At 64.2% G+C, this 25,151-nt stretch carries 22 protein-coding genes; 8 read left to right on the top strand and 14 right to left on the bottom strand.

From position 1 onward, the window contains the following. Positions 1-65 precede the first annotated feature (65 nt). Positions 66-1,160 carry a succinyl-diaminopimelate desuccinylase gene (gene dapE / locus LOC59_RS03770; protein ID WP_227894419.1) on the bottom strand — a complete coding sequence of 365 codons (1,095 nt, stop codon included), beginning with the start codon at positions 1,158-1,160 and terminating at the stop codon, positions 66-68. A gap of 33 nt (positions 1,161-1,193) precedes the next feature. On the opposite strand from dapE, the gene dapD reads away from it, so the two are divergent. The 3 genes from dapD (at position 1,194) to galE (ending at position 4,111) form a co-directional block, all read left to right on the top strand. After that, complete coding sequence (gene dapD, locus LOC59_RS03765) at positions 1,194-2,165, top strand: 2,3,4,5-tetrahydropyridine-2,6-dicarboxylate N-succinyltransferase (protein WP_227894418.1); 972 nt, start codon at positions 1,194-1,196, stop codon at positions 2,163-2,165. Positions 2,166-2,269: 104 nt separating this feature from the next. After that, complete coding sequence (locus LOC59_RS03760; protein WP_442860568.1) at positions 2,270-3,061, top strand: hypothetical protein; 792 nt, start codon at positions 2,270-2,272, stop codon at positions 3,059-3,061. Between the two features lie 36 nt (positions 3,062-3,097). Further along, entirely contained in the window at positions 3,098-4,111 is a 1,014-nt protein-coding gene (galE, locus tag LOC59_RS03755) for a UDP-glucose 4-epimerase GalE (protein ID WP_227894416.1), read from the top strand. A gap of 145 nt (positions 4,112-4,256) precedes the next feature. Here the strand turns inward: galE and LOC59_RS03750 are convergent, their stop codons facing one another. From LOC59_RS03750 to fdxA, 3 genes are all read right to left on the bottom strand, one after another. Beyond that, positions 4,257-5,549 (bottom strand): citrate synthase, encoded by a 1,293-nt coding sequence (locus LOC59_RS03750; RefSeq protein ID WP_227894415.1) that lies wholly within the window; start codon positions 5,547-5,549, stop codon positions 4,257-4,259. A 185-nt stretch (positions 5,550-5,734) separates the two neighbouring features. Then, positions 5,735-6,889 (bottom strand): succinyldiaminopimelate transaminase, encoded by a 1,155-nt coding sequence (dapC, locus tag LOC59_RS03745; protein ID WP_229970651.1) that lies wholly within the window; start codon positions 6,887-6,889, stop codon positions 5,735-5,737. Next, positions 6,886-7,209 (bottom strand): ferredoxin, encoded by a 324-nt coding sequence (fdxA, locus tag LOC59_RS03740; protein ID WP_066295741.1) that lies wholly within the window; start codon positions 7,207-7,209, stop codon positions 6,886-6,888. The genes dapC and fdxA overlap by 4 nt, the downstream gene beginning before the upstream one ends. 124 nt (positions 7,210-7,333) lie before the next feature. Here fdxA and LOC59_RS03735 point away from each other — a divergent pair, with 124 nt between their 5' ends. Continuing rightward, positions 7,334-7,582 carry a putative acetyltransferase gene (locus LOC59_RS03735; RefSeq protein ID WP_227894413.1) on the top strand — a complete coding sequence of 83 codons (249 nt, stop codon included), beginning with the start codon at positions 7,334-7,336 and terminating at the stop codon, positions 7,580-7,582. Then, the gene (locus LOC59_RS03730; protein WP_227894412.1) at positions 7,582-8,106 is read left to right on the top strand and encodes an ArsR/SmtB family transcription factor; all 525 of its coding nucleotides are present in this window, start codon (positions 7,582-7,584) and stop codon (positions 8,104-8,106) included. The genes LOC59_RS03735 and LOC59_RS03730 overlap by 1 nt, the downstream gene beginning before the upstream one ends. 15 nt (positions 8,107-8,121) lie before the next feature. Here LOC59_RS03730 and LOC59_RS03725 read toward each other — a convergent pair whose 3' ends face one another. The 7 genes from LOC59_RS03725 to LOC59_RS03695 form a co-directional block, all read right to left on the bottom strand. Beyond that, positions 8,122-8,625 (bottom strand): hypothetical protein, encoded by a 504-nt coding sequence (locus tag LOC59_RS03725; protein ID WP_227894411.1) that lies wholly within the window; start codon positions 8,623-8,625, stop codon positions 8,122-8,124. Positions 8,626-8,635: 10 nt separating this feature from the next. Then, a complete protein-coding gene (gene typA / locus LOC59_RS03720) occupies positions 8,636-10,558 on the bottom strand; it encodes a translational GTPase TypA (protein WP_227894410.1) in 1,923 nt (640 codons plus the stop codon). 211 nt (positions 10,559-10,769) lie between these two features. Then, on the bottom strand, positions 10,770-12,485 hold the full coding sequence (locus LOC59_RS03715) for a dipeptide ABC transporter ATP-binding protein (RefSeq protein ID WP_229970649.1): 1,716 nt from the start codon (positions 12,483-12,485) through the stop codon (positions 10,770-10,772). Further along, positions 12,482-13,435, bottom strand: a complete 954-nt coding sequence (locus LOC59_RS03710) for an ABC transporter permease (RefSeq protein WP_227915458.1) — start codon at positions 13,433-13,435, stop codon at positions 12,482-12,484. Before LOC59_RS03710 ends, LOC59_RS03715 begins: the two co-directional genes overlap by 4 nt. Next, entirely contained in the window at positions 13,428-14,354 is a 927-nt protein-coding gene (locus LOC59_RS03705; RefSeq protein ID WP_227894407.1) for an ABC transporter permease, read from the bottom strand. Before LOC59_RS03705 ends, LOC59_RS03710 begins: the two co-directional genes overlap by 8 nt. A 122-nt stretch (positions 14,355-14,476) precedes the next feature. Further along, the gene (locus tag LOC59_RS03700) at positions 14,477-16,108 is read right to left on the bottom strand and encodes a peptide ABC transporter substrate-binding protein (protein ID WP_227894406.1); all 1,632 of its coding nucleotides are present in this window, start codon (positions 16,106-16,108) and stop codon (positions 14,477-14,479) included. A 348-nt stretch (positions 16,109-16,456) separates the two neighbouring features. Then, complete coding sequence (locus tag LOC59_RS03695) at positions 16,457-18,295, bottom strand: ABC transporter ATP-binding protein (protein WP_229970647.1); 1,839 nt, start codon at positions 18,293-18,295, stop codon at positions 16,457-16,459. A 91-nt stretch (positions 18,296-18,386) separates the two neighbouring features. On the opposite strand from LOC59_RS03695, the gene LOC59_RS03690 reads away from it, so the two are divergent. Beyond that, on the top strand, positions 18,387-19,016 hold the full coding sequence (locus tag LOC59_RS03690) for a PH domain-containing protein (protein WP_227894404.1): 630 nt from the start codon (positions 18,387-18,389) through the stop codon (positions 19,014-19,016). Between the two features lie 35 nt (positions 19,017-19,051). On the opposite strand, the gene LOC59_RS03685 is transcribed toward LOC59_RS03690, so the two are convergent. From LOC59_RS03685 to LOC59_RS03675, 3 genes are all read right to left on the bottom strand, one after another. Beyond that, positions 19,052-20,071, bottom strand: coding sequence for an ABC transporter permease (locus tag LOC59_RS03685; RefSeq protein WP_227894403.1), 1,020 nt, complete (start codon positions 20,069-20,071; stop codon positions 19,052-19,054). Then, complete coding sequence (locus LOC59_RS03680; protein ID WP_229970645.1) at positions 20,068-21,609, bottom strand: ABC transporter permease; 1,542 nt, start codon at positions 21,607-21,609, stop codon at positions 20,068-20,070. The genes LOC59_RS03685 and LOC59_RS03680 overlap by 4 nt, the downstream gene beginning before the upstream one ends. A 195-nt stretch (positions 21,610-21,804) precedes the next feature. After that, positions 21,805-23,604 (bottom strand): ABC transporter family substrate-binding protein, encoded by a 1,800-nt coding sequence (locus tag LOC59_RS03675; RefSeq protein WP_227915461.1) that lies wholly within the window; start codon positions 23,602-23,604, stop codon positions 21,805-21,807. Between the two features lie 383 nt (positions 23,605-23,987). On the opposite strand from LOC59_RS03675, the gene LOC59_RS03670 reads away from it, so the two are divergent. Next, complete coding sequence (locus tag LOC59_RS03670; RefSeq protein ID WP_227915462.1) at positions 23,988-24,599, top strand: NAD(P)-dependent oxidoreductase; 612 nt, start codon at positions 23,988-23,990, stop codon at positions 24,597-24,599. Positions 24,600-24,641: 42 nt separating this feature from the next. Beyond that, complete coding sequence (locus LOC59_RS03665) at positions 24,642-25,010, top strand: hypothetical protein (RefSeq protein ID WP_227915463.1); 369 nt, start codon at positions 24,642-24,644, stop codon at positions 25,008-25,010. Positions 25,011-25,151 lie beyond the last annotated feature (141 nt).

Raw genomic sequence — 25,151 nt, 5'->3', positions numbered from 1 at the left:
GAGATAGCAGAAAGTGCCCTTTAGAAACTTCTAAAGGGCACTTTCTGCTATCTCGGTGAAGAAGCCTAGGACGTAAGCCAGGTTTCCAGCGCACGGAGGCATTCACGGATGGCACCGGCACTGACGTGCTCATTGTCCGAATGTGCCAGCAGCGCATCTCCCGGACCGAAGTTGACGGCCGGAATACCCAAAGCGCTGAAACGCGCGACGTCGGTCCAGCCGTACTTGGGTTTGGGTTCCGCGCCGACTGCGGCAACGAAGCTGGCCGCCGCGGGCCGGTCCAGGCCGGGGCGGGCCCCGGCGGAGGCATCGGTGCGGACCAGGTCAAAGCCGTCCAGCAGGTTCCTGACATAGGCCTCCGCCTGCTCCAGGTCCTTGTCCGGAGCGAACCGGTAGTTGATTTCCACGACGGCGGAATCAGGAATGACGTTTCCGGCCGTGCCGCCGTGGACCTTTACGGCGTTCAGCGATTCCCGGTAGTCCAGTCCTTCGACCCTGACAGTGGCCGGCTCGTGATCGCGCAGGCGCACCAGGATCTCCGCTGCCGCGTGAATGGCGTTCTCCCCCATCCATGCCCGTGCCGAGTGGGCTGCCTTGCCGGTGGTCATGGCCTGGAAACGCATGGTGCCGTTGCACCCGCCCTCGACGGTTCCGTCCGTCGGTTCCAGCAGGATGGCAAAGTCTGCCTTCAGCCATTCCGGGAAGGATTTCTCCAGCCGGCCCAGCCCGCTGAGTGAGGCGTCAACCTCTTCGTGGTCGTAAAAGACGAACGTAATGTCCCGGTTGGGTTCAGTGAGCCCGGCGGCAAGAGCCAGCTGGACGGCCACGCCGCCCTTCATATCAGTGGCGCCGCGGCCGTACAGCACCTCACCGTCCCAGCTCGAGGGCACAGTGCCCCTGGAACCGGGGACTGCGGGGAGCGGAACGGTGTCCAGATGCCCGGCCAGGATCACCCGTTCAGGCCTGCCCAGGTTGGTGCGGGCCATGATGGAGTCACCGTCGCGCACTACCTCCAGATGGTCCAGCGCCTCCAGCGCGGACTGCACACTGTCAGCGATGGCAGCTTCGTTGCCGGAAACACTTTCGATATCCATGAGGGCGGCGGTGAGGGCAGCGACGTCGCCCTGCAGGTCAAGATGCTTATGCGGTAATACGGTCACCGCTCCAGACTACCGCTCGGTAGACTTGATCCCATGACTTCGATCCCCGCTTCAGACCCTTCCGCCCGCACCGCTTCCGGCCTTGGACTGGCCACCGTCGCAGCTGACGGCACTGTCCTCGACGTCTGGTACCCGCAGCCCCGTCTCGCCGGGCTGACGGACGATCCGGCCCTGGCGGCAGAGCTTGGCACAGCAGCCGAAGCCATGGCCGACGAAGTCCGCGGAACCCGCGGTGAAGTCGTGGCAACGGAAATCGACCTGGACGCCGCTCCGTCCTCCACCGCAGACGCCTACCTGCGCCTCCACGTTCTGTCCGCCAGGCTGGCCGCTCCGAACACCATCAACCTCGACGGGATCTTCGGCGTGCTGCCCAACGTCGTCTGGACGAACTTCGGCCCCTGCCAGGTCGCCGGCTTCGACCGCGTCCGCGTTGGCCTGCGCGCCCGCGGTGCGGTGACCGTCTTCGGCGTGGACAAGTTCCCGCGCATGGTGGACTACGTCCTGCCCACGGGTGTCCGCATTGCCGACGCCGACCGCGTGCGCCTGGGCGCGCACCTCGCCGAGGGCACCACGGTCATGCATGAAGGATTCGTTAACTTCAACGCGGGCACGCTGGGGACATCGATGGTTGAGGGCCGTATTTCTGCCGGCGTGGTCGTCGGGGACGGCAGCGACGTCGGCGGCGGGGCATCCATCATGGGAACCCTGTCCGGCGGCGGCAAGGAACGGATCACCGTCGGGGAACGTGTCCTGCTCGGAGCGAATTCCGGGGTGGGCATCAGCATCGGGGATGACACCGTGGTTGAGGCGGGCCTCTATGTCACAGCCGGAACGCGCGTCAACGTTCTCGACCCAGAATCCGGCGACGTCCGGACCGTCAAGGCAGCAGAACTCTCCGGCGTCCCGGGCCTGCTCTTCCGCCGCAATTCGGTTTCCGGCGCCGTCGAGGTCCTCCCCCGCCTGGCCCGCACCGTCGAACTGAACGAAGCGCTGCACGCCAACTAGGCAGCGCACCAAGGAGGAAGCCCGTGGGCTACCGCACCCCGCAGCTTCCACCCCGCCGGAAGGGCGTCACCGTCCTGCTGCTGGCGGCCGCCTTCGCTGCGGCAGTGGTCCTGTACCTCCTGGTGCTGGCGGCCAATTCCGGGGATGAGAAACCCTACAGGGAGCGGTGCACCGCAACAGCGAACGGGGGAACGTTTTCGCTGACTCCGGAACAGGCCTCCAACGCCGCCACGATCACGGCTGTCGCCGTCGCCCGCGGACTGCCTCCGCGGGCGGCGTCGATTGCACTGGCGACGGCGGTCCAGGAGTCCGGGCTGCGCAACATCGGCTACGGAGACACAGCCGGACCAGATTCCCGCGGTCTGTTCCAGCAACGGCCCACCCAGGGCTGGGGCACCGAAGAGCAGGTGATGGACCCGGTCTACGCGGCCAACGCGTTCTACAACGCGCTGGAGAAGGTTCCCGGCTACCAGGACCTGCCGATCACCGTGGCAGCGCAGACGGTCCAGCGCAGCGCCTACCCGGATGCCTACGCCGACCATGAGCCCGAGGGCCGTGCCTTCGCCTCGGCGCTCACCGGACAGTCACCCGCCGCCCTGACCTGCCGGCTCAATCCGGCGGCCGCCCCCGGAAACCCGGAGACAGTGCTCTCCGCGATGTCCTACGTCTATGGCGAGCAGCAGGCCGTGGTACTCGGAGACGTACTGCTGGTGGCTGCGGAGGGTGAGTACGGCTGGTCATTGGCGCAGTGGGCCGTAGCCAACGCCAAGGCCCTGGACATCAACGAAGTGGCCTATGACTCCCGGACCTGGAACCGCGGCACCGGAGAGTGGGCCGAATCGGATGCACCGGCCACCCAGGTCGCCATCCACGTCGCCCCCGTGGCCGTCGGCTAGGAAAGTGACCGCTTGGCAAGCCGCTAGGCTGGATGTATGCGCATACTAGTCACCGGAGGAACCGGGTACATCGGCTCCCACACCACCCTGGAACTGCTCAACGCGGGACATGACGTCGTCGTCATGGACAACCTGGCCAACTCCAGCACCACGTCCCTGGAGCGGGTGGCAGAGCTGGCCGGACGCACTGCCGACTTTGTCCAGGCAGACCTGCTGGATCCGCAGGCACTCGAGGATATCTTCGCCACCCACTCCCCCGACGCCGTCATCCATTTCGCCGGCCTCAAGGCCGTGGGCGAGTCCGTGGCCAAGCCGCTGCACTACTACCGGAACAACGTTGCCGGCACCTTGAACCTGCTCGAAGCCATGGACCGACATGACGTCCGGACCATCGTTTTCAGCTCCTCCGCCACGGTCTACGGCGCTTCCGAAGAAGTGCCGCTGGTCGAGAAGATGCCCATGGACGCCGTAAATCCCTACGGGCGGACCAAGGAACAGATCGAAGACATCCTGGCCGACCTCGGCGCCTCAGATGAGCGCTGGAGCATCGCGCTGCTGCGCTACTTCAACCCCGTCGGCGCCCACGAATCCGGCCGCATCGGCGAAGACCCCACGGGTGTGCCGAACAACCTGCTGCCCTTCGTGGCACAGGTCGCCGTGGGCCGCCGCGAGAAGGTCATGGTCTTCGGCAACGACTACCCCACCCCGGACGGCACAGGTGTCCGCGACTACATCCACGTGGTTGACCTGGCCGCGGGCCATCTGGCGGCACTGGATTACATCGCTGCCCGCAAGGGCGTCAAGCGGTGGAACCTGGGCACCGGCAACGGTTCCTCGGTCCTTCAAGTGCTGGCTGCGTTCTCCAAGGCTGCCGGCAAGGACGTGCCCTACGAATTTGCTCCGCGCCGGCCCGGAGACGCCGCCGTCAGCTACGCCGATCCGTCCGCTGCCCTGGCTGAACTGGGCTGGTCCGCGAGCCGTTCCCTGGATGACATGTGCCGGGACCACTGGAACTGGCAGAAGCAGAACCCGCAGGGCTACGCCTCCTAACCCCGTCTTCCCGCCGAGAGGCCAGTTACGGCTCCTTTGAGACGTCAAAGGAGCCGTAACTGGCCTCTCGTGTGTGTGGGAGGGTAAACAAAAGGCCGTGCCCGCATCCTGGTGGATGCGGGCACGGCCTTTTTGATCCTGGGGTTTAGCGCTCCGGGTAGTTGCGCTCCGGGAGGCCCGTGTAAAGCTGGCGCGGACGGCCGATCTTCGTCTGCGGGTCCTGCATCATTTCGCGCCACTGGGCAATCCAGCCCGGCAGGCGTCCGATGGCGAACAGCACGGTGAACATCTTCTCCGGGAAGCCCATGGCCTTGTAGATCAGGCCGGTGTAGAAGTCGACGTTCGGGTAGAGCTTGCGCTCAATGAAGTAGTCGTCCGCGAGGGCCTTCTCTTCGAGGCGCATCGCGATGTCCAGCAGTTCGTCGTTGCCGCCGAGGTCCGCGAGGATCTCGTGTGCGGTCGCCTTGACGATCTTGGCGCGCGGGTCGTAGTTCTTGTAGACGCGGTGCCCGAAGCCCATGAGCTTCACGCCGTCTTCCTTGTTCTTGACCTTCTCCATGAAGTCCTCCGGCGCCATGCCGGTGGACTGGATGTCGCGGAGCATGTTCAGGACGGCTTCGTTGGCGCCGCCGTGCAGCGGGCCGAAGAGCGCGGAGATGCCTGCGGAGATCGAGGCGAACATGTTGGCGTTCGAGCTGCCGACCAGGCGCACAGTCGACGTCGAACAGTTCTGCTCGTGGTCCGCATGCAGGATGAGCAGCAGGTCCAGTGCCTTGACCAGCTTCGGATCCAGTTCGTACGGCTCGGCCGGCAGGCCGAAGGAGAGCCGCATGAAGTTCTCCACCAGGTTCATGGAGTTGTCCGGGTAGAGCATGGGCTGGCCGATGCTCTTTTTGTGCGCGTAGGCAGCAATGACGGGGAGCTTCGCCATGAGGCGGACGGTGGAGAGTTCCACCTGCTCTTCGTCGAACGGGTCCAGGGAGTCCTGGTAGAACGTGGACAGCGCACTGACGGCGGAGGAAAGCACCGGCATCGGGTGGGCGTCACGCGGGAAACCGCCGAAGAACCCCTTCAGGTCCTCGTGCAGCAGCGTGTGGCGGCGGATGCGCTGGTCAAAGGAATCAAGTTCCGCAGGCGTGGGCAGGTTGCCGTAGATCAGCAGGTACGAGGTTTCGAGGAAGCTCGAATGCTTGGCCAGCTGCTCAATCGGGTACCCGCGGTAACGCAGGATGCCGGCGTCACCGTCGATGTAGGTGATCGCCGAGGTGGTTGCCGCGGTATTCATGAAGCCCGGGTCGAAGGTGACCGTCCCGGTCTGCTTCAGCAGCTTTGAGACGTCAAACCCGTCGTTGCCTTCTTTGGCCGCGATGCGGGGCAGTTCGAGCTTGTCGCCCGGTTCGGTCCCATAGTGCAGCTCGGCACTTGGTCGCTCAGTCATTTCTCTCCTTCAGGAGTTTGAAGAACCCACTGCTACGGGCCCGCGTCCCGGGAGGGGGCGCCCATAGTACACATTCGGTGCTTAAACTATTTCGCTAAAACGCTACCGGCTGACCGGGCGATACCACTAATCGGTAACCATGTTGTTGTGCAAGCGCAACATGCTCCGATTGTGTCACCGGCCAATTATCCCGCCGCGGCGGTGACCCTGCGTGCTGCCGCCGCAATCCGTTCATCACTGCCGGTCAGGGCCACGCGGATGAAACCGGACCCCGCCTCGCCGTAGATGACGCCGGGACCGACGACGATGCCCAGGGCCGCGAAGCGTTCGACGGTGGTCCAGGTATCCTCTCCTGCGGTGGCCCAGAGGTAGAGGCCGGCGTCGGACGCTTCGATCCGCAGCCCAAAGGCTTCCAGTGCCGGAACCAGCAGTTCCCGCCTGGAACGGTATTTGTCCTTTTGCACAGCGACGTGTCCGTCCTCGGACAGGGCAGCCTGCATGGCGGACTGCACCGGAGCCGGGACAATCATGCCGGCATGCTTGCGGCTGTTGACGAGGTTCGCCATGATCGCGCTGTCCCCCGCAACAAAGGCCGCGCGGTAGCCGGCAAGATTGGATTGCTTGCTCAGCGAGTACACGGCCAGCAGGGAATCGCTGCTGCCTCCGCTGACCCGGGGATCGAGGACCGAAGGAACGGGCTGTCCGCCGCGTGCGGTGTCCCATTCGCCCCAGCCGAGTTCTGCGTAGCACTCGTCCGAGGCAACCACGGCGCCAAGCGCACGCGCCTGCCTTACAAGCTTGGCCAGGGAATCGGCACCGCGGACAATACCGGTCGGATTCCCCGGGGAGTTGACCCAGACCAGCCGGACCCGGGACCGCGTCTGTGCGTCCAGGTCCTCCAGGTCGTCGGCCGCAACCGGCGTGGCACCGGCAAGCACGGCACCCATGTCGTAGGTCGGATAGGCAACGGTGGGACGTACGACGACGTCGCCTTCCCTGAGCCCAAGCAGCAGCGGGAGCCAGGCAACAAGCTCCTTGGAACCGACGGTGGGCATGATGTCCTGCGGGTCCAGGTCCGGGACCCCGCGGCGGCGGGCAAACCAGTCCGCGATGGCGCGGCGAAGCTCCAAGGTGCCGTGGGTCGTGGGATAGCCCGGCGCGTCAGCAGCCCCCGCGAGGGCCTCCTGGATGAAGTCCGGAGTCGGATCCACCGGTGTCCCGATGGATAGGTTCACGGCACCGTCCGGGTGTTCCGACGCCTGCCTGACGTAGGGAGCCATGGCTTCCCAGGGGTACTCCGGAAGGTTTAGTCCGAAGCTCCGGGAGTCGGAGCCGCTCATTCCTGGTTCTGCGGCGGGAGCGCGGCGATCAGCGGGTGATCCTTGTGGGTGTTGCCAAGCTTCGCTGCACCGCCGGGCGATCCCAGGTCATCGAAGAATTCGACGTTGGCCTTGTAGTAATCGGCCCATTCCTCAGGAGTGTCGTCCTCGTAGTAAATGGCTTCAACCGGGCACACGGGCTCGCAGGCGCCGCAGTCAACGCACTCATCCGGGTGGATGTAGAGGGAGCGTTCACCTTCGTAGATGCAGTCCACGGGGCATTCTTCAATGCAGGCCTTGTCCTTAACATCCACGCATGGCTGCGCAATTACGTACGTCACGTCCCTTTGCCTTCCTTGGTGTGCGGATCTGCGCGGATCAGCAGATGTCCACGAGGTAATGCTTCCACGTTAGTGGCCACGACCATTATCTCCCAGCCGGAGGCTCCCCGCGTACGATGTAACAGTGACTTCACAGAGCCCCGAATCCCGGCTGCGCGAGGCCGGAACCGGGCGCCGCGCCGTCGTCCGCTACCGGATCCCGGGCGGGCTCACTGACGCCTTGGGGATCATTACGGCACTGGACCCGGACAGCTGCACCCTTGAAACCCGCAGCGGCGCGGTCACCATCCCCTGGCACCTGGTAACGGCAGGCAAACCGGTTCCCGATCCTCCTGCCCGCAGGGCCCGCCCGGGCGGCGGTATGCTGGCCTGATGCCAAACGACGAGGACATCCAAGCGCGGGGACGCGCGCTGAGTTCACCCGTCCGGCTGCGGATCCTCCGTCTCTGCCTGCACCGGGAACGGACCAACAAGGAGATTGCCGAGGCGCTGGAACTGAATCCTGCGACCGCGCTGCATCATGTCCGCACCCTGCTGGGCACCGGCTTCCTGGCGGCCGGCGAACCCCGCACGGGGAACCGGGGGGCGAAGGAAATCCCGTACCGGGCCACCGGCCTCAGCTGGCGCACGTCCCTGCCGGAGGGAGCCAACGCCGTCCTGGTCGAAACGTTCCTGCAGGAAATCGACGGACTCGCGCCGTCGGACATTGAAGTCATGCGCATGGGCGTGTGCCTTAACGACGAAAACCGCCGCGGGCTGATGGAACGCCTGCGGGCGGTTTTCGATGAGTATGCGCTGCGGGAACCTGATGCGGACGGCACCCCCACGTCCCTGATGCTGGCCCATCACCTGGACCGAACCGGCGCCGAACAGCTTCCTGCTGCGCCCCTGGGCTAGCTCGGAGAGCCCGGTCTACTCCGGAGAGACTGGTCCCGGGCGGTAGCCTGGGTCGGTGCCGTAGGCCACTCCGGGCACTGACTCCGGATGGCTGCGCTGGTACCGTGCTTCGCGACGCAGCACCGCTGCGCACACGAGGACCGCTGCCACAGTGGCCACGGCCTGGCCGTAGAGCCACACGATTCCTGCTGTAACGACAGGCAGCTCGACCCCGGAGGCCGTTCCCGTCACGATCAGCGGACCGCCGAGCAGGTCAAGGGTGAACAGTCCCAGCAGGACGTAGGTCAGGACACCTGTCAGGGCGCTGACCAGGACCGAGCGCGCCCACAGGCCGGTGAAGACCGAGACGGCAGCGCTGAAAAGAAGCGCCGCTGCAGCGCCGAGGGGCAACGGAGTGTCCCCGGCGTAGAGCACCTGCGCGTGGAGTGAGGTTCCCAGGACTCCGGCGGCAATGCCGCCAAGCACAACGGCCACCGGGCCCCGCCTGCGCGGGACCCGGTGGCCGGAGCTGGATGCCATGGAGATGATGCTACGCCTTGGCGCGGGCGCGGGTTACCTTGGCACGCTCGTTGGCGTTGAGAACCAGCTTGCGGATGCGGATGGACTCAGGGGTAACTTCCACGCACTCGTCTTCGCGGGCGAATTCGAGCGACTCTTCCAGGGTGAGCTTCCGCGGCGGGGTCAGGTTCTCGAAGGTGTCCGAGGAAGCGGCACGCATGTTGGTGAGCTGCTTTTCCTTGGTGATGTTCACGTCCATGTCATCGGCGCGGGAGTTCTCGCCGACGATCATGCCTTCGTAAACCTCGGAGGTGGGCTCCACGAAGAAGGAACCGCGTTCCTGCAGCTTGATCATGGCGAACGGCGTCACGACGCCTGAACGGTCGGCAATCATCGAGCCGTTGGTGCGGTACTCGATGGGGCCGGCCCACGGCTCGTAGCCTTCTGCGATGGACGCGGAGATGCCGGCGCCGCGGGTTTCCGTGAGGAAGCGGGTGCGGAAGCCGATCAGGCCACGGGCGGGAACAATGAATTCCATCCGGACCCAGCCGGTGCCGTGGTTGGACATGTTGACCATGCGGCCCTTGCGGGCGGCCATCAGCTGCGTCACGGCGCCGAGGTATTCCTCGGGGACGTCGATGGTCATGTGTTCCATCGGCTCGTGGATCTTGCCGTCGATCATCTTGGTGACAACCTGCGGCTTGCCCACGGTCAGCTCGAAGCCTTCGCGGCGCATCTGCTCCACGAGGATGGCCAGTGCGAGCTCGCCTCGGCCCTGGACTTCCCAGGCATCCGGACGCTCGGTCGGCAGAACCCGGAGGGAGACGTTACCGATCAGTTCCTTGTCCAGGCGGTCCTTGACCTGGCGTGCGGTGACCTTTGCGCCCTTGACCTTGCCGGCCAGCGGCGAGGTGTTGATACCGATGGTCATGGAGATCGCGGGATCATCCACGGTGATCAGCGGCAGCGGCTTGGGGTTGTCGACGTCGGTCAGCGTTTCACCGATGGTGATGTCCTCGATACCGGCAACAGCCACGATTTCGCCGGGGCCTGCAGACTCGGTCGGAACACGGTCGAGGGCCTTGGTGGCCAGCAGCTCGGTGATCTTCACGGTCTTCATGGTGCCGTCGGCACGGGCCCAGGCAACCTGCTGGCCCTTGCGCAGGGTGCCGTTGAAGATGCGCAGCAGCGCGAGGCGGCCCAGGAAGGGGGAAGCATCCAGGTTGGTGACGTGCGCCTGCAGGACACCTTCCGGATCGTAGGTCGGAGCGGGGATGTGCTCGATGATGGTCTGGAACAGCGGTTCCAGGTTGTCATTCGCCGGAGCCTGGCCGTCAGCGGGCTGCTCAAGGGAGGCAGCACCGACGCGGGCGGCGGCGTAGACAACGGGAACGTTGAGGACCAGGTCCAGATCAAGGTCGGGAACTTCGTCCGCGAGGTCGGATGCCAGGCCCAGGAGCAGGTCCATGGACTCGCTGACAACTTCATCGATGCGGGCGTCGGGGCGGTCGGTCTTGTTGACCAGCAGCACGACGGGAAGCTTGGCGGCGAGGGCCTTGCGCAGCACGAAGCGGGTCTGCGGCAGCGGGCCTTCGGAAGCGTCTACCAGGAGCACAACGCCGTCGACCATGGAGAGGCCGCGCTCGACCTCACCGCCGAAGTCGGCGTGGCCGGGGGTATCGATCACGTTGATGGTGATGGTTTCGCCGTTGGCGGCGGGGCCGTTGTAGAACACGGTGGTGTTCTTGGCCAGGATGGTGATGCCCTTTTCACGTTCCAGGTCGCCTGAGTCCATCACGCGGTCTTCGACATCTCCGTGCGAGGCGAAGGAGTTCGTCTGCTTGAGCATGGCGTCGACGAGGGTCGTTTTGCCGTGGTCAACGTGGGCCACAATAGCAACGTTGCGGAGATCGCTACGCACTGCGCTGTTCACAGCCGTGTTGGTTTCTGACATGCGTGAAGACTCAATTCATTGGTTACAGTTCGGGGATAATTCACAGTGGTCCGGAGTCGATCCGGAAAGTCCGGCAGTTCTGTACAAATGCTGCGTTGGAACACACGTGTAAGAAGTCACCGAAAGGCCGCTGTCAGCGGGCACCATACCATTCTAGTCGTTTTGCCAAAGGTTCCCTAATGCGCGGTCCTCAGCGGAACCAGAGGCGGCGTCAGGCAGCCGCGGGCGGCAGCTCGAGTCCTGCACCCGGGATCGCCTCCAGCAGGGCCTTGGTGTACTCCTCCTTCGGTGAGTTGAAGACGTCATCCGTTGTTCCGGTTTCCACCACCTTTCCCTTTTGCATCACGCAGACGTTGTCCGCGATCTGGCGGACAACTGCGAGGTCGTGGGTAATGAAGAGGTAGCTGAGGCCAAGGTCGGCCTGCAGCTCGGCGAGCAGGTTCAGGATCTGCGCCTGGACAAGCACGTCCAGTGCGGAAACGGCTTCGTCACAGATGACCACTTCCGGATCCAGCGCCAGGGCGCGGGCCACCGCTACACGCTGGCGCTGCCCGCCTGAGAGCTCGTTGGGGAAGCGCCGCATCACGGTGGAGGGCAGCGCCACCTGGTCCAGCAGCTCCCGCACCTTCCTGCCACGGCTTGCCTTGTCCCCAATGCCGTGGACCCGCAGCGGTTCCTCGATGGTGTGGAAGATGTTGTACATCGGGTCCAGCGAGCCGTACGGGTCCTGGAAGATCGGCTGGACCCGTCGCCGGAATTCGAAGAGCTTCTTCTCGTCCAGCGTCGTCATGTCCACACCGTCAAAGAGGATGCTTCCGCTCGTGGGGGTCTCCAGGTTCAGCACCATCCGCGCAACCGTGGACTTGCCCGAGCCTGATTCACCCACGACGGCGGTGGTGGTCCCGCGCTCCACGGAAAAGGACACATCGTCCACGGCCGTGAAGTCGGTATGCCGGCCCAGACCGCTGCGCAGTTTGAAGACCTTGGTGAGGTTGCGTACTTCGATGATGCCGGGTGCCGTGTCCGGGCTGCCGGCATCAGGGGCGGCTCCGCCGTCGGCCGCAAGCAGCTCCGGCGCGTCCAGTCCCCGTTCCTTGGCGATGTCGATCCGCTTGGAGGCCAGGGACGGTGCCGACTCCACCAGCCGCTTGGTGTACGGATGCCGGGGGTTGGTCAGGATCTCCAGCGCCGGACCGGACTCCACCACGCGGCCCTTGTACATCACGACGACGCGCTGGGCGCGCTCAGCGGCGAGGCCGAGGTCATGGGTAATCAGGAGCACGGCGGTGCCCATTTCCTGTGTGAGGGAGGCAAGGTGGTCCAGGATCTGCCGCTGGACGGTAACGTCCAGCGCCGACGTCGGTTCGTCGGCAATCAGCAGCCGCGGCGAGCAGGAAAGGCCAATGGCGATCAGTGCCCGCTGCCGCATCCCGCCCGAGAATTCGTGCGGGTACTGCCTGGCGCGGGAAGCGGCGTCGGGCAGGCCGGCCTGGCTCAGGACCCGGGCCACATCCTCGTCGGAGGAAGGGCGGCCGTTGGCCTTCAGGGTTTCGCGTACCTGGAAACCGATCTTCCAGACAGGGTTCAGGTTGGACATCGGGTCCTGCGGAACCATGCCGATCGAATTTCCGCGCAGCTCGACGATGCGCCTGGTGCTGGCATGGGTGATGTCCTCGCCGTCGAAAATGATCTGGCCGCCGCTGACGCGCCCGTTGCCGGGCAGCAGGCCAATGGCCGCGAGCGCCGTCGTCGACTTGCCCGACCCCGACTCCCCCACGATTGCCACCGTCTCCCCCGGCAGGACGGAGAGATTCGCGTCCTGGACGGCGTCCACCGTTCCGTTGGAGGTATCGAAGGAAATCGCGAGCGAGCGGATGTCCAGCAGCGGGGCCGGATCGGTATCCGGCTGCAGGGCGTTGGAAGTCATAGCTTGCGGGCTTTCGGATCGAGGGCATCACGCACGGCATCTCCGAGCATGATGAAACTGAGGACGGTGACTGACAGTGCCCCGGCGGGCCAGAGCAGGGCTGCGGGGTTGGCCCGCAGCGAGGTCTGGGCGGCCGAAATGTCATTGCCCCAGGACATGATGTCCGGCGGCAGCCCGATCCCGAGGAAGGAAAGGGTTGCTTCGGCCACGATGAACGTGCCCAGGGAGATAGTCGCCGTAACGATCACCGGCGCCAGGGCGTTGGGCACCACATGCTTAACCAGTGCCTGGAACTTGGAGACACCGAGGGCACGGGAGGCCACGACGAAGTCCGCGTTCCGCACGGAAATCACTGCCCCGCGGGTGATGCGGGCGATCTGCGGCCAGCCGAAGACCACCAGCGTCACCACCACTGTCAGGATGTTCCGGTTTTCACGGAACATCGGCAGCTGCATCACGATGATGGCGCCCAGGATGAGGGGCAGGGCAAAGAAGATGTCCCCCAGCCGGGCGATCACGGCATCGAGCCAGCCGCCGTAGTAGCCGGCGAGCGCACCGAGTGAGCCACCGAGGAGCACTACGCAGGCGGTGGTGATGACGCCGACCAGCAGCGACGCCCGGGTGCCGTAGATCAGCCGGGTGTAGACGTCGCAGCCCTGGAGCGTAAAGCCCAGGGGGTGTCCCGGGGCCGGGCCTGCGTTGGAGTCAGCCAGGTAGCAGGCGCCGTCGGCCGGCATCTGGGTGAAGAGCTGGGGGAAGGCTGCCACCGTAATGATCAGCAGGATCAGGAACGCGGAGATGATGAAAAGAGGCCGGCGGCGGAGGTTCCGCCAGGCTTCCCCCCACATGCTCAGGGGAGCCTTGCCGTCCTGGACGGCGTCGGTCTCCGGCAGCCCGGCGGAATCCACCGGGGCGACAAAGTGCTCCTGGGTCCGTTGGCTTTTACTCATAGCGGATCCTTGGGTCCAGCCAGGCGTAGAGCAGGTCCACCAGCAGGTTTGCCACCACGTACACCAGGACCAGCACGCTCACGATGGAGACGATGGTGGGTCCTTCGCCGCGGATGACGGCCTGGTAGAGCTTCTGCCCGACTCCGGGCACGTTGAAGATTCCTTCCGTGACAATTGCTCCGCCCATCAGCGCTCCGAGGTCTGCACCCAGGAAGGTGATGACCGGAATCAGCGAGTTGCGCAGGATATGGACGCTGACGACCCGTCCGCGGGAGAGGCCCTTGGCCGTCGCGGTACGGACGTAGTCGGCGTTCATGTTCTCGATGACGGATGTGCGCGTCAGCCTGAGGACGTAGGCGAAGGACGCCAGTCCCAGGACGACGGCGGGAAGTATCAGATCACTCCAGCCGGCGCTCGCTCCGACAGTCGGCGGCGCCCAGCCGAATTTGACCCCGATGATGAACTGCAGCAGGAAGCCGAGGACAAACACCGGGATGGCAATGACGACCAGGGAAACGAACAGTACGGTGGCGTCGAAGATCCGGCCCTTCTTCAGTCCGGCAATGAGACCGAAAGCGATGCCGAAAACTGCCTCGAAAAGCAGGGCAAGCACCGCCAGGCGCATGGTTACCGGAAAGATCTGGGCCAGGACTTCCGCTACGGGCCGCCCGGAGAAGTCGTTGCCGAGGTTGAAAGTCAGCAGGTTCTTCAAGTAGTTCAGGTACTGCACAATGAACGGCTGGTCCAGGTTGTACTGCTCGCGCAGCTGTGCGGCGACAACCTCGTTAACCGGCCGGTCCCCGAACAGTGCCGCGATCGGATCACCGGGCAGTGAGAAAACGAGGAAGTAGACCAGCAGCGTGGCTCCGAAGAACACCGGAATCATCTGCAGGACCCGGCGGGCGATATATCTGGTCATCGCGGGGCCCTGCCTTGGTCATGGGTGTTGGCAGGTAGTGGCATGGTAACGATCCTGTTTGCTGCCTGGTGGCGCCGTCCGCCGCCCGGAAGCTCCGGGACAGCGGACGGCGCGCAGGGTTCTTACTTGCGTGCGATGTTGTAGTAGACAGGCACGCCGTTCCAGCCGGTTTCAACGTCGGTCACGTTGTTGCTCCAGCCGGTCTGGGCGACCTGGTACCACAGCGGGACTACCGGGAGGTCCTCCAGCAGGACTTCCTGCGCCTGGTTGAAGATGACAGCGCCCTCTTCAGCCGTGGGAGCAGCAAGGGCCTGGGCCAGGAGGTCATCGAAGGCCTGGCTCGAGTAGTCGCCGTCGTTCGACCCGGCCCCGGTGGCGTACAGGGGACCAAGGAAGTTGTACAGCGACGGGTAGTCCGCCTGCCAGCCCGTGCGGATGGCTCCGCTGAGGGTCTTGGCGGTGGCGTCCGAGCGCAGCTCCTTGAAGGTGGAGTAGGCCTTGCCCTGGGCATCCACACCGAGGTTGTTCTTCAGTGCGTTGCACACCGCGTCAACCCACTCCTTGTGGTCGCCGTCGGCGTTGTAGCCGATGGTGAAGGCCTTGCCTTCGGGCCAGGGGGAGATGGCTTCGGCCTCATCCCACAGTTCCTTGGCGCGCTCGGGGTTGTATTCGAGCACCTCGGAGCCGGCCAGATCCGTGTCAAAGCCCTCGATCACCGGTGCGGTGAAGTCGGCGGCAGGCTGCCGTGAGCCGGTGAAGATGACGTCGGCAATCTCCTGGCGGTTGATGGCCATGGAGATGGCCTGGCGCCGCAGTGCACCTGCTTCTCCGGAGAACTCGTCAAGGTACCCGGGAATGGTGATGGTCTGGTTCTGCGCCGTCGGCTTCTCCGAGTAGCGGCCCTCGCCGAGGTCGGACTTGAAGGTCTTCTGGGCAGCCGCAGGCATCTGGTCCAGAACGTCCAGGTTGTCCGCCTGAAGATCCGCGTACGCGGCGTCGTAGGAGGAGTAGAACTTGAACGTCACGCCGTCGTTCTGCGGAACCCGGGTGCCGGTGTAGTCAGGGTTGGCCACCAGCTCGATCTGGACCTCATGCTGCCAGGCGTCGTCCCCGGCCAGCATGTACGGGCCGTTGCCCACCGGGTTTTCACCAAACGCTGCCGGGTCCTCGAAGGCTTCGGAAGGAAGCGGGTAGAAGGCCGTGTAGCCCAGGCGAAGCGGCCAGTCGGATTCAGGCTGGTTCAGCTCGACCGTGAAGGTCTTATCATCCACCACCTTCAGGCCGCTCATCGTGTCCACGGTGGCGCCCTCGGCGCTTACCTCGTCATAGCCCTTGATGCTCTCGAAGAAGTAGGAGTTGAGCTGGGCGTTCTTCGCGGCTGCACCGAAGTTCCACGCATCAACGAAGGATGAGGCGGTCACGGGTTCACCGTTGGTGAAGGTCTTGCCGTCCTTCAGCGTGATGGTGTAGTTCTGCGAGTCCGTCGTCTCGATGGACTCGGCGATTTCGTTGACTGTCTTGCCGTCGGCGTCGTAGCTCAGCAGACCTTCAAAGAGGAGGTCCATGATCCTGCCGCCGCCCACCTCGTTGGTGTTGGCGGGGAGCAGCGGATTCTGCGGCTCCGTGCCGTTGGCCGTAATGCTGGTGTTAGTCGCAGCGGAGTCCGGGGACTCCGATCCTCCGCCGCAGGCTCCCAGTGCAAGGGCGGCAACCACCGCCACGCTGACAGCCTTGGAAAAGCGCTGTAAACGCATTACGTCTCCTGGATAGATCAAAAGGAAGCCGGTCTCATGATTCCGGCGCTGATGTCAGGGCAGCAGCCGGCGGGACGCTCGTGCCGGGCAATGCCGCAGACTTCAGCCAAAGTGTCCTGGTTAGGCACCGTTTTCCGGGCTAACCAAAAGGGGTGCACGCTTTCGCCGATACGCCCGCATCGCAGGCGCGGAAAGCCTGTCACCCTCTATGGAAGTATAGCGAGGGAATCGTCAATATAACGATTCAAGAACGATGTCTAATATGTCACGCCGCGGTGTGGACAAATCACACTTAAAGTGCAGGAAGGGCCCTCATGGAGGACCCTTCCTGTCGAGACGCTGGTTCCGCTACTGGGTATCCGCAGAGCCGGCAAGCAGCTTTGCCCGCAGCTCGCGCCGTTCGCGCTGCTTCTCCGGATCCGGCAGCGGGACAGCAGCAATGAGGCGCTGCGTGTATTCCTCCTGCGGGTTGCGGAGGATCTGGTCCCGTGTCCCCTGTTCCACAATCCGGCCGTTGCGCATCACGCAGATGTGGTCCGCGAGGACATCGACGACGGCGAGGTCGTGGGTCACGAACAGGCAGGCGAAGCCGAGTTCGCGCTGCAGGTTCTGGAACAGCTCCAGGACCTTGGCCTGCACCGAGACATCAAGGGCCGACGTCGGCTCATCTGCGACCATCAGCTTCGGCTTCAGTGAGAGTGCCCGGGCAATACCCACGCGCTGTTTCTGCCCGCCGGAGAGTTCGTGCGGGTAGCGGTTGCGGTACGCGCGGGGCAGCTCCACCTGGTCCAGCAGTTCTTCGATGCGCTGCTGCAGGGCAGCCCCCTTGGCCTCCCCCGCCAGGAACATCGGCTCGCCGATGCTCTCACCGATCGGCAGGCGCGGGTTCAGCGACGAGGACGGATCCTGGAAAACCATGCCCACCTGGCGGCGCAGCGCGTGCATGGCCTTGGAGTTGGGCTTGAGCTCGGAAATGTCCGTTCCCACTACCCGCAGCTCGCCTTCGGCGACGGGCAGGAGCCCGACGGCGGCACGGCCGATGGTGGTCTTTCCGGACCCGGACTCACCCACCAGTCCCATGACCTGGCCGGGCAGGATCCGCAGGTTGGCGCCCTCGACGGCACGGAAGGCGGCTACCCGGCCCTGCTTGGGGTACTCGATGGCGACGTTCTCCAGGACCAGCACCGGCTCCCCGCCTGCTGCGTCCACTTTGGCGGCGGCGTCGGTCCGGAGGCCGGAAAGCACTTCAGCTTCACGCCGGTGAAGTTCCTCCTGGTCAACGGATTCAAGCTCCACGTTCGTTGCCGCTGCAAGCGCTGCTACGACGTCGACGTCCCCGTCTCCCTCCGAGCCCTGGCCCAGGTGCGGCACGGACTCCAGCAGCGACTGGGTGTAGGGGTGCTTCGGGTTCGCGAAGATTTCCCTGGCGGTACCGGTCTCAACGATCACGCCCTGGCGCATGACGGCGATGCGGTCTGCGAGGTCAGCTACCACGCCCATGTCATGGGTGATCAGCACGATTGCGGAATCCAGCTTGTTCCGCAGGTTCCGCATCAGGTCCAGGATTTCGGCCTGGACCGTGACGTCCAAAGCGGTCGTGGGCTCGTCGGCAATGAGCAGCTTGGGATCGCAGGAAAGCGACTGCGCAATCATCGCCCGCTGCCGCTGCCCGCCGGAGAGCTGATGCGGGTAGGACTTGAAGGCCTTCTCGGGGTCGGGAAGTTCCACCATCTCCAAGAGCTTCAGCGCCCGAAGCCTGGCCTCATCGGGAGAGATCTCGTTGTGCAGGCGGAGCGTCTCCACAATCTGGAACCCCACGGTGTACACGGGGTTCAGCGCCGTCATGGGTTCCTGAAAGATGACGGCGACCTCATTGCCGCGCACCTGCCGCAGCTTGGCCTGGGAGAGTCCCAGCAGCGGCTGTCCGTCGAGCAGCACCTCACCGGTAACCCGTGAGTTGGAGGGCAGCAGCCCGAGCAGTGCCATGGAGCTGGCACTCTTGCCCGAACCGGACTCGCCCACGATCGCCAGTACCTCGCCGGCGCGCACGTGATAGTTCAGGTCGATGGCAGCGGGGACCCATTCCTTGTCCACCCCGAAGTCCACGGAGAGGTTGCGGACCTCCAGTACCGGCGGGCGGCCGGTGCGGCTCGCCTCGTCCGTGCTTCCGATGAAGGTGTCAGTCATGGCTGTAGTTTCCTTCCGTCCAGGCACTGCACCGGTCCCGGGTCAACGGGCCGATTACGAGGGCACTTGGAAATGCTGTAACGATGGGGGTATGCCGAACCCGCAGAGCGAGCCCGAGACCGAAGTTTTCCGACCGCGGACCACCAAGTGGTTCACGGGTATTGCCGTTGTCCTGACGGCAGCTGCCCTGGTTTCCGCTGCGGTGAGCTCGGGAGCTTCCGGCCTGCTGGCCACGGTTCCCCTGCTCCTCATCCCTGCGGTTGCAGCCTGGCTGTTCTGGTACCCCAGCGTCCAGGTCGGGCGCGGCGGCGTAACGCTGCACAACCCGTTCCGGACCATTGAGGTTCCGTGGGCTGCCCTGATTCATGTGGACACTAAGTTCGCGCTGAAGGTCGTCACCCCGAAGGGTTCCTACACGGCCTGGGCCGCCCCCGCTCCCGGCGTCTGGGGCACCCACCAGGGCAAACCCGAACACCTGCGCAACCTGCCCGGCACCACGTACGGGGTGGGCGGTTCGGTGCGTCCCGGAGACCTGAGCAACACGGACTCCGGCCAGGCCGCCCGTATGGTCCGCGAACGCTGGGAGGTCCTGGTCAACGCCGGCCGGATCGATCCCGACCAGACCGATGCCGCCCGCGCCGCAGTGAGTATCAACTGGCGCTGGATCCTGGGCCTGGTACTGGCCGCCGTGGTGCTTTTCGCCCTGGCGGGGCTGGCCTAGGAAGGCCGGCCCCGCTTCGGCGGACAGCATTCCCACTAGTTGCCAGCCGTCTTGGTCTTGACCCGCTTGGCATTGAACTTCTTCTGCCGGGGATCAAAGGCATCGCGCAGGCCGTCGCCAATGAAGTTGATGCACAGGCAGATGGCCACGATGAAGAGGCCCGGCCACCAGAACAGCCACGGGCGGGTCTGGAATGCTTCCTGGTTCTGGCTGATCAAGAGGCCCAGCGACGTATCCGGCGGCTGGACACCAAAGCCGATGTAGCTCAGCGACGTCTCCAGCAGGATGGCCGTTGACATCAGCAGTGTGGTGTTGACGATGATCACGCCGACGGCGTTGGGCAGGATGTGCTTGAAGATGATCCGGTTGTTGGAAGCACCGGCGATCCGGGCTGCATCCACGAACTCCCGTTCACGCAGCGAGAGAAACTCGCCGCGCACCAGCCGGGCCAGGGACGTCCAGGTGGCCAGGCCAAGGAAGATGCCCAGCAGGATGACACCGATTCCCTCACCGACCAGGCGGTTGGCGATCTGGCCCAGGACGGCGGCCATCACGATGATCGGGATGATGATGACGACGTCGGTCATGCGCATCAGGACTGCCTCGACCCAGCCGCGGAAGTAACCCGACACGGCCCCCACAACGGAGCCGACAACACAGGCGATCAGGCCGACCAGGAACATCACGATGATGGACTGCTGCGTACCGCGCATGGTCATGGCGAACATGTCGCGGCCGATGCGGTCCTGGCCGAACGGGTGCTCGCCCCAGTTGAAGAGGCTGACGAACGTCGGCGCGCCGCCGTTGATCTGCTCCGTGAACTGGCGGTGGTCGTACTTCCACCAGCCCGGGATACCGGCGAAACCAATGGAGCTGAAGGCCAGGATGCAAATCAGCCCGAAGACCACAAGCGAGATGATCGCAGCGGTGTTGTCGAGAAACCGGCGGCGGACAATCTGGCCCTGGGAAAGGCCCTTGGTGTTGGCCTTGGCCGATCCGTCGGGTTCGGTTCCGGGCGGGTTGGAGGGGGTTTCGGCGGAAAACGTCGTGCTCATGACTTCACCCTTACGCGCGGATCAAGGACGGAATAAACAAGGTCTGCCACCAGGTTGAAAACCAGTGCCAGGATGCCGGTCACCAGGAAGAAGCCCATGATCGGGTTGGGGTCAACGCGCCCAAGTGCCTGCACGAACAGCTGGCCCATGCCGCTGAAGGCGAAGACCTGCTCGGTGATCACGGCACCGCCAATGAGGGCTCCGATATCGAAGGCAACAATGGTGGCCAGCGGAATCAGTGCATTGCGGAAGGCGTGGCGCATGACGACGGTGCGTTCCGAGAGACCCTTGGCGCGTGCCGTACGGATGTAGTCCATGTTCATGATTTCCAGCATGGAGGCGCGCGAGTAACGGCTGTAGCTCGCCAGGGACGCCAGCAGCAGGGCTGCGGTAGGCAGCAGCAGGTGCGTGAAGGTGTCCAGGCCGCTGATCCAGAAGTCACCGTTGAGCCCCGGAGTGGATGCACCCACCGTGGCGATCGGCCTTTCGCGGATCCGTGAGTTGTCCATGTACTGCGGCCACGCAAACATGAAGCGGTCCAGGACGATCAATCCACCCACCAGGAGACCGGTGAGGGCGGCACCGCGCATGCTCTGGCCGCGGTCATAGCCGCCCATGAAGTATCCGACAGCGCAGCCGACGGCAACTGTGGCCAGTGCGAGGAGCAGGATCATGAACCAGTTAGCCGAGTTCAGCAGCGGCTGGAGGGCGTAGTAGGCAACGACACCCAGTGCCACGGTGATCAGGGCCGAATACAGGGCCTTGCGGTTCTTCAGGCCGGCACTCAGCAGGGTGACGCCATAGGCGATAGCCACGCCGGTGACAGCGATGACGGCGGGGCCCAGGCTCGGGGTTCTAAACCACCCGGTGTTGCCGAGCACAAAGAGGATGGCCGCAGCAGCCGCGAACCCGGCAGCGAAGGCTGTCCCGCGCCGCTTCCAGGTGCCGCCGGCAAAGATGACCCATATGACTCCGCTGACCAGGCCAACTGCCAGGACCACTGAAAGCGGTATTTGTGGATCTGCCAGGAAGTTGTTGAAACCGATGGCGCCGTACTCCTTGAGAAGGACAGCAAGCCAGAAGATCGGCAGGGAGAAGAACAGGAACGCCATGAACGTGACGCTGTAGTCCAGGGAGCTGTACTGGCGCAGTGCGGTGATGATGCCCAGGGAGATGCCCACGATGATGGCCAGCAGGGTTGCCGTGGTCACGAGGAGGATCGTCGCGCCCATGGCCCGTGCCAGCGCTTCGGTGACGGGTTCGCCCTGGATACTCTGGCCGAGGTCGCAGGTGGCGGCAAAAGGCGCCAGGCACTTTAAGGCGCCGCCCAACCAGTAGAAGTAGCGCAAAGGCGGCGGAACGTCGAGGTTTAGGAGCTCCGACCGGGCCCGGATCAGCTCGTCACGGTTGGGAGCAGGGTTTTCTCGGAGGTCGTGCAGTGGGTCTCCCGACGCCGCTGTCAGGAGATAGACCAGGAACGATGCCCCGAACAGGATTAGCACGGCGGTCAGGAGCCGCCGGACGATGTAGGTAACCATAAAGTGTCAGCCTCATTAGAACGGTCCGGGGGTTCTCCCGGCACTCGCAGAAGTGTAGTGCAGGTCATAGTTGCTGGGAATTTGGTTAATCCCAATCACTTGTCTGGGAAAGGCCACCCAGGGAAAGACAAGGCGCCGGGACCGTAGAAGGCCCCGGCGCCTTGCGGGTTAGTGCTTAACCGTCAGGAAAAGCGCTTAGTCCAGAACTTCCCATTCCCAGAAGTTCCACCAGACACCGGTCTGGTTCGGCATGAAGGAATCGATTCCGCCGATGCTGTCGCTGTGCGCATCAACGCCCGGCGCCTGGAACAGGGGCAGGCCGTAGGAGGATTCCCAGATGAGCTTGTCGATCTGGATCTGCAGTTCCTTCTGCTTCTCCACGTCGGTTTCCAGGATCAGCTGGTCCATGAGGGCATCAGCTTCGGGGTTGGAGAAACCGTTGTAGTTCGATGCAGCGCCGGTCTTGAAGATCTGCGGAACACCGGTCACGCCGACACCCGAGTTGATCCAGCCGAAGATGGAGGCATCGTAGGTGCCGGTGCCCAGGGCGGAGCCCCAGTCAGAGGCGCCCAGGCCGCCGTCGACGACCTTGAAGCCGGCTTCGGAGGCGGACTGTGCGATCAGCGTGTAGGCGTCTGCGCGGTTGGGGTTGTCCTTGTTGTACATGATGCGTACTTCAGGGGTGGCACCGGCGAGCAGTTCCTTGGCGCCTTCAATATCAACCTCGGCGAATTCTGCGGAGCCGTTGTTGGCAGCGGACTCGTCGTAGCCTTCCTGGTCAGCGAGGAAGATCTCGGAATCCAGCGGGGCTGCATCCGGGTTCAGCTTCTTGACGATGGAATCGACGATTGCCTGGCGCGGGATGACCTTCATGAACGCGGTACGCACGTCCTGGTCGGCGAAGACGCCGGTGTAGTTGAGGTCAACGTGGTCGTAGGAGAGCTGGTTGCCGGAGTTCATGGTGACTCCGTCAATGGCCTCGATCTGCTCTACGGTGTCAGCGGACGGCTGCGGAGCAATGATGTCCACTTCACCGTTCTTCAGTGCCTGCACCTGTGCCGGAGCTTCGCCGATGTAGCGGACGACGATTTCGTCGATCTTGGGCTCGGGGCCCCAGTTGTAGTCCTCGTTGCGGGTCAGCGTCATCGAGTTCTCGGGATCGATTTCCGAGACGATGAACGGACCGTTGGAGAGGTACAGGGAAGGATCGGACGGCAGCGACTTGGTGTCGAAGCCGGTGTTCCAGAAGTCGGCAACTGCCTTGAGCTCTTCGTTGACGGGAGCCGGGCTGGCCGGGTCGCCTGCGGGAGTGTTCTGGAGCAGTTCGATCAGCGCGTCGCCGTCGGCCAGTCCGGCCTTCTCTGCAACGACGTGTGCCGGCGTGCTCACGCCGCCGTCGGTCATCGCACCGAACGCAACTTCCCAGTCCGCGAAGGGCTCGGAGTAGGTCAGGGTGATGGAACGTCCGTCGTCGCCGATTTCCGGAACATCGGTCAGGCCCAGTCCGGAGGTGTCGCCGGCGTAGTCGAAGTAGGTGGTACCGGAAACGGTTTCGCCTTCTTCGTTCGTCGTGGCGTCGTTGAAGTGGCCGGAGTTTACAGCCCACAGCAGCATGAGGTCGTCGGCATCGACAGGCTCGCCGTCGGACCAGTTCACACCTTCGTTGACGGTGTACTTGACCGTCAGCGGATCCTCGGAGACCTTTTCATAGGTGCCGAAATCTTCCAGCGGCTCAACTTTGAGCTCATCGGTGATGTAGTTGAACCCGGAGTGCGTGGCGTACGCAATCTTGCCGTTGATGTCCACGTTGCCGTTCGCAGTGTTGCTGTTGAACGAGCTGAAGGCGTTAACCTCCACGACGCGGACAGAACCGCCGGTGCTCTCGCTGTCAGTTGACCCCTCATCGGTGGTCCCCTGGTTGGCAGCGCAGGCACTCAGTGCGAGCGCAGCAACTGCTGCAACTCCCACTGCTTTGGAAATACGTCCAAAACGCATTCCGCCTCCTATTTCTTAGTGCGATTTGTATCCGGCAGGTTTGCCGGATCTGCGGACGGCAGCTGTGAGCGTGCCTGGTCGCATATGTGTAAGAGAGTAAACCGCGAATAGCTACTGGCCCGTAACTTGGTTCCCGCGACGGGGCGGTTGTTACACCATTGCAACCTGAAATTTACCGTTACAGACTGTGCTCTGGCGCACAGCGAATTTCTGGTCTATTCTTCCCGCTTTCACCCGATGGAGGTCACTCCGGACGACGGCGAGTCAGGCACAGGCCGACGCATCCTCACAGCCGCCGCGGAACGCGAACTTCGGCGAAAGGCGGATACGTACGGCGGATAAAATGGGGACTATTCGAGGCCCCCGGGCAGTTAGAGGATTCAATGCAAATCACGATTATTGGCGGGTCAAAGGGCACCGGTGCACAGCTGGCGGCCCAGGCGCGCAAGGCAGGCCATGAAGTCACCGTTCTCTCCCGCAGCGGCAACGCGCCTGAAGGCGTCCATGTAGTCCGCGGCGACGCAACAGACCCGGCAGCTGCCGGCAAGGCGGTGATCGGCGCCGACGCCGTCGTCGTCACAGTGGGCGGAGCCAAGGGTGTCCCGAATCAGCGCGCCGCAGTCACCAGGGCCGTGATCGAGGCTATGAAGAAGGAGGATGTGCAGCGGCTGATGGTGCAGTCCTCCCTGGGCGCCGGGGATTCCGGATCACAGATGCCGGCCCCGCTGCGCATGGCCATGAAAGTTGCCCTGGCCAAGCCGCTCGCCGACCACAATGAGCAGGAAGCCGCCGTGCAGAGTTCCGGCCTGGACTGGACAATCGTCCGGCCAACCGGACTCACGGACAAGGATCCAACCGGATCCTGGCAGGCGCTTCAGACGTCGGAGCCCGGCACACTGCGCGGCTCGATTCCCCGCGCGGACTTGGCTGCCTGCATGCTTGGGCTGCTTGAAGATGCCGGGTCGATCGGCAAGGCAGTAGGCGTCAGCAGCTAATCCCTGCTTGTCACCGTCCCGCCGCACTGGTTCGATAGCGGCGTGGAGACGAAGTGGATTACCCCGGCCCTGCTGGGAATACAGTCAGCCTTTCAAGCTGGTTTAGCTGCGGGAGCACCCTGGGGCAGGGTCTCCTACGGAGGCAAGTACGACGCGCGGCTGCCGGACCGGGTGCGTCTGGCCAGCGGTGCTGCGGCACTGGTCTATGCGGCGGGCGCTGCTGCTCTTTGTGTCCGCCGCACTCCCCCGGGCCTGAAGCGTGCCGTGTATCTGGCCTGCACCGGCGTCGCAGTTCTGGGGACGGTAACTAATGCGATCTCCCCGTCCCGTCCAGAGAAGCTCTGGAGCTTGTGGTCGCTGGGACTGGGAGCCGCTGCCTGGCACGAGCTGCGACGGAGCCGGCGGGCCTAGCTCCTGGTGCAGGCATTCTCCTTGCGGTTTGGGACTTCGCTCCCTTTCGGGACGCACAGGAGGCATTCTCCTGCGGTTTGGGACACGCCTGCCGGTTTGGGTCTTTCCTGCGCGGCGCCGCGCAGGAAAGACCCAAAGTGG

It is taken from the genome of Arthrobacter sp. zg-Y916 (assembly GCF_020907385.1).
Taxonomy (GTDB): domain Bacteria; phylum Actinomycetota; class Actinomycetes; order Actinomycetales; family Micrococcaceae; genus Arthrobacter_B; species Arthrobacter_B caoxuetaonis.
The sequence above is the reverse complement of the archived record's forward strand: the minus strand, read 5'-3'. Positions and strand labels throughout refer to the sequence as shown.

Excerpts from the sequence above, each read along its gene's own strand:
- dapD (WP_227894418.1), top strand. The coding sequence starts at position 1,194 with ATGACTTCGATCCCCGCTTCAGACCCTTCCGCCCGCACCGCTTCCGGC.
- galE (WP_227894416.1), top strand. The coding sequence starts at position 3,098 with ATGCGCATACTAGTCACCGGAGGAACCGGGTACATCGGCTCCCACACC.
- LOC59_RS03750 (WP_227894415.1), bottom strand. The coding sequence starts at position 5,549 with ATGACTGAGCGACCAAGTGCCGAGCTGCACTATGGGACCGAACCGGGC.
- dapC (WP_229970651.1), bottom strand. The coding sequence starts at position 6,889 with ATGAGCGGCTCCGACTCCCGGAGCTTCGGACTAAACCTTCCGGAGTAC.
- LOC59_RS03730 (WP_227894412.1), top strand. The coding sequence starts at position 7,582 with ATGCCAAACGACGAGGACATCCAAGCGCGGGGACGCGCGCTGAGTTCA.
- LOC59_RS03725 (WP_227894411.1), bottom strand. The coding sequence starts at position 8,625 with ATGGCATCCAGCTCCGGCCACCGGGTCCCGCGCAGGCGGGGCCCGGTG.
- typA (WP_227894410.1), bottom strand. The coding sequence starts at position 10,558 with ATGTCAGAAACCAACACGGCTGTGAACAGCGCAGTGCGTAGCGATCTC.
- LOC59_RS03715 (WP_229970649.1), bottom strand. The coding sequence starts at position 12,485 with ATGACTTCCAACGCCCTGCAGCCGGATACCGATCCGGCCCCGCTGCTG.
- LOC59_RS03710 (WP_227915458.1), bottom strand. The coding sequence starts at position 13,435 with ATGAGTAAAAGCCAACGGACCCAGGAGCACTTTGTCGCCCCGGTGGAT.
- LOC59_RS03705 (WP_227894407.1), bottom strand. The coding sequence starts at position 14,354 with ATGACCAGATATATCGCCCGCCGGGTCCTGCAGATGATTCCGGTGTTC.
- LOC59_RS03700 (WP_227894406.1), bottom strand. The coding sequence starts at position 16,108 with ATGCGTTTACAGCGCTTTTCCAAGGCTGTCAGCGTGGCGGTGGTTGCC.
- LOC59_RS03695 (WP_229970647.1), bottom strand. The coding sequence starts at position 18,295 with ATGACTGACACCTTCATCGGAAGCACGGACGAGGCGAGCCGCACCGGC.
- LOC59_RS03690 (WP_227894404.1), top strand. The coding sequence starts at position 18,387 with ATGCCGAACCCGCAGAGCGAGCCCGAGACCGAAGTTTTCCGACCGCGG.
- LOC59_RS03685 (WP_227894403.1), bottom strand. The coding sequence starts at position 20,071 with ATGAGCACGACGTTTTCCGCCGAAACCCCCTCCAACCCGCCCGGAACC.
- LOC59_RS03680 (WP_229970645.1), bottom strand. The coding sequence starts at position 21,609 with ATGGTTACCTACATCGTCCGGCGGCTCCTGACCGCCGTGCTAATCCTG.
- LOC59_RS03675 (WP_227915461.1), bottom strand. The coding sequence starts at position 23,604 with ATGCGTTTTGGACGTATTTCCAAAGCAGTGGGAGTTGCAGCAGTTGCT.
- LOC59_RS03670 (WP_227915462.1), top strand. The coding sequence starts at position 23,988 with ATGCAAATCACGATTATTGGCGGGTCAAAGGGCACCGGTGCACAGCTG.